Genomic DNA, 3,218 nt, shown 5'->3' on the forward strand with positions numbered 1-3,218 from the left:
GGCACCGGTCGACCCGAGCGCGCTGCACCGGCGGGTGTTCCGACCGCAGCACGCCACGCTGGTCATCGTCGGCGCCGCCGACGCCGAGGTGCTCCTCGCCCCGGTCGCCGACGTCCTGGGCAGCTGGCCGGCCGGGCCCGCTGCCCGACCGGCACCGGACGATCCCGGGCCGCAGCTGCTGCTGTTGCGGGAGGCGGCCGGCGACACCGTCCATCTCACGCTCTCCGGGCGTGAGCCCGAGGTCGGGTCGGCGGAGCCCGCCCGGTATCTGACCACCGCGCTGCTGGGCGGGCACACCTCCGCCCGGCTGGCCGAGCGGTGTCGTCGCCTGGGCCACGCCGATGTCATGGTGGCGCGTCGCGACGTGCTGGCCGGGTACCGGCGGGCGTCCGTGCGGCTGGCAGTGCCGCGGGACCGGATCGACGAGGCGGTGGCGGGGGTCCGTGCGGAGGTTGCCGCGCTGATCGCCGAGCCGCCGTCGCAGGAGGAGCTGGCGGCTGTGCGCCGGTACTGCTCGGCGCAGTTGCTGTCGGCCTTCGACTCACCGGCGGGGCTGGCGGACGCGCTGCGGCACACCACGGCATCGGGGCGCGGACTGGACTGGGTGGTGCGACGGCCCGAGCTGCTGCGTACGCCGCGACCCGTGGACGTGTCCGCCGCCGCCCGGGACCTCTTCGGCGCGCTGAGTCACACCGTCGTGCTGGGTGATCCGCCCGCCGACTTTCCGACCTATCGACTTGCCGCTGCGGAAAGTCGCGCCTAGACTTTCCGTTATGGAAACAGGAGGAATCATGAACCGGATAGGCCCGCAGGAAGCGCGCCAGGCACTGGTCCAGGTCGCCGGTGGCCGCGAGATCATCGCCGACCGGGCCGTCGCGCCCTGGTGGTACCACCTGGGTATCGGCCTGTCCCTGCTGTGGGCGTTCGCGGCAGTCTCCATCGGCTGGGCGTGGATCCCGTACGGCGTGATCATCGGTCTGCTGGTCGGGCCACTGCTGTTCAACCTCGCGGCCAACCACGTCACCGGCATCTCACTGGACCGCTACCACGCGACCCCCGGCGCCCGCCGGATCAGCGTCCGCGCCGGTGCCGCGCTGCCCGCGCTGATCGTGCTCGGGCTCGCCCTCGAATGGGGTGCCGACCTGCGCGGCAGCATGGCGGTCTGCGGCGTCGTCATGCTCGTCATCACGATCGTCGCCGGCCGTCGCATCGACGCGGCGCTCGTACGTGACCTGGGCCGGCGGGCATGAGGTCCGGCTTCGACGAGGTCATCCACCCACTCAACCGACTGCAGATCTGCGCCATGCTCAGCCGCGTCGAGTCGCTGTCGTTCTCGACCATCCGCGACGCCCTGGCGGTCAGCGACTCCGTGCTCAGCAAGCAGCTCAAAGTGTTGCAGGAAGCCGGTTACGTGACAGTGCGCAAGGAGTCATTCAATTCTCGAATCCACGCTTGGGTGGCGCTCACACCGCTCGGTAGAACTGTCTTCACCGCGCACATGGCCGAGCTTCGCCGAGTCGCCGACAGCGTGGTGACCGACGACCGCCCCCGTCCGTAGCGACCCGATCGTTCGCACCGGCGGCGGCCAACCTGGAAGAGGGGGGAACAACCGTGACGCCAGCCCACTCGCCGCCCGGAGCCCACATCGCCTTCATGTCCGTGCCGCTGCACGGTCACGTGAACCCCATGCTCGGCGTGGTGGCGGAGCTCGTCGGCCGGGGGCACCGCGTCACCTTCGCCACCGCACCCGCCTTCGGTGCGCTGGTCGAGGAGGCGGGCGCCGCGCTGGTGCCGTACACCTCGACGTTCCCGTCGCCCGGCACCCCCGGGCGCGGATGGCTCGCCACCGACGACGACGGCCGGCAGGCCGCCGCGGTCTTCGCCCGCGAACGCGACGTCGCGCTGCCGCAGGTCGCGGCGGCGTACCAGGGCGACCGCCCGGACCTGATCGTGTACGACACGGTCACCGCCCACGCACCGCTGCTGGCGAGGCACTGGCGGGTGCCGGAGGTGCAGTTCTCACCGACCCACGTCTTCTACTCCGGCAGCGAGGAGCAGATCGGTGCCCCCGTGCGGGTCGCCCCCGACGTCAAGCCGTGCGTGGTGGCGATGCCGCGATCGTTGCAGGTCAACGCCGCGCAGGTGGACGACTCGTACCTCTTCGTCGGCCCGGTGCCGTGGCGTCGACGCACCGACGGTGACTGGACCGCCCCGCCGGGCCGCCCGGTGGCCCTGGTCTCGCTCGGCACCACGTACAACACCCGGCCCGGTGTCTTCGCCGACTGCGCGGCGGCATTGGCCGGCGACGGCTGGCACGTGGTGATCGCCACCGGCACCACAGTCGATCCGGCCGCGCTGGGCGACCTCCCGGCCGGCGTCGAGGTGCACCGCTGGGTGCCGCAGGTGCGGGTGCTGGAACAGGCCGGCGTCTTCGTGACCGCCGGCGGCACCGGAAGCGTCCTCGAAGGGCTCACCCAGGGCGTGCCGCTGGTGGTGGTCCCGCAGGGCGTCGAGCAGTTCGTGACCGCCGCCCGCGTCGAGGCCCTGGGCGTCGGCCGGGTCGTCCCGCCCCGGGCCTTCGCCGCGGAAGCCGTGCGCGACGCGGTGCGGGCCGTCACGACCAGCCCCGAAACCCGGGTACGGCTCGACGAACTGCGCGCCGAGATCGCCGCCGCCGGTGGTGCCCGCGCCGCCGCCGACCACATCGAACTGCACCTGCCCCTGGCCGGGGCGACCCCTGTCGAGAAAGGACGCGCGGCATGACGAGCACTCTCACCGCACCGGATCCGGTCCGGACCGCCCCCGCGGAGCCGCCGCCCGTGGTGCGGGTAAGCGGGCTGCGGATGAGCTACGGCACCCAGCAGGTGCTGCGTGGCATCGACTTCACCATCACCCAAGGCCAGATCGTCGCCCTGCTCGGGCCCAACGGCGCCGGCAAGAGCACCACCATCGAGATCCTGGAAGGCTTCCGGCTCCGGTCCGCCGGTGAGGTCAGCGTGCTCGGCGTCGACCCCGCCCGTGGCGACGAGGCGTGGCGGGCCCGGCTCGGCATCGTCCTGCAGTCCTGGCGTGACCACGGCAAGTGGCGGGTCCGGGAGCTGCTGTCGCACTTCGGCTCCTTCTACCGGCCGTACGCGACCGACGGCGTGACCCGGCCCTGGGATGTCGACGAGCTGCTGGCCGCCGTCGGGCTGACCGAGCAGGCCGACAAGCCGATC

The 3,218-nt window shown here is 72.7% G+C and carries 5 protein-coding genes; all 5 read left to right on the forward strand.

Annotated elements, in window-relative coordinates; all coding sequences use genetic code 11:
- Positions 1-763: pitrilysin family protein (locus KBX53_RS27240; protein WP_210862393.1), on the forward strand; the 763-nt coding region annotated here is incomplete at its 5' end.
- Positions 764-791: 28 nt separating this feature from the next.
- Positions 792-1,250: a hypothetical protein gene (locus KBX53_RS27245; RefSeq protein WP_030330381.1), complete on the forward strand. Its 459-nt coding sequence runs from the start codon at positions 792-794 to the stop codon at positions 1,248-1,250.
- The gene (locus KBX53_RS27250) at positions 1,247-1,558 is read left to right on the forward strand and encodes a transcriptional regulator (protein ID WP_030330380.1); all 312 of its coding nucleotides are present in this window, start codon (positions 1,247-1,249) and stop codon (positions 1,556-1,558) included. The genes KBX53_RS27245 and KBX53_RS27250 overlap by 4 nt, the downstream gene beginning before the upstream one ends.
- A 53-nt stretch (positions 1,559-1,611) precedes the next feature.
- Positions 1,612-2,763 (forward strand): nucleotide disphospho-sugar-binding domain-containing protein, encoded by a 1,152-nt coding sequence (locus tag KBX53_RS27255; protein WP_210862395.1) that lies wholly within the window; start codon positions 1,612-1,614, stop codon positions 2,761-2,763.
- Positions 2,760-3,218, forward strand: a 459-nt coding sequence (locus KBX53_RS27260) for an ATP-binding cassette domain-containing protein (protein WP_247676298.1), incomplete at its 3' end; no start/stop codon positions are given. The genes KBX53_RS27255 and KBX53_RS27260, both read left to right, overlap by 4 nt.

The organism is Micromonospora sp. M51 (assembly GCF_018070305.1).
GTDB classification, from domain to species: domain Bacteria; phylum Actinomycetota; class Actinomycetes; order Mycobacteriales; family Micromonosporaceae; genus Micromonospora; species Micromonospora parva.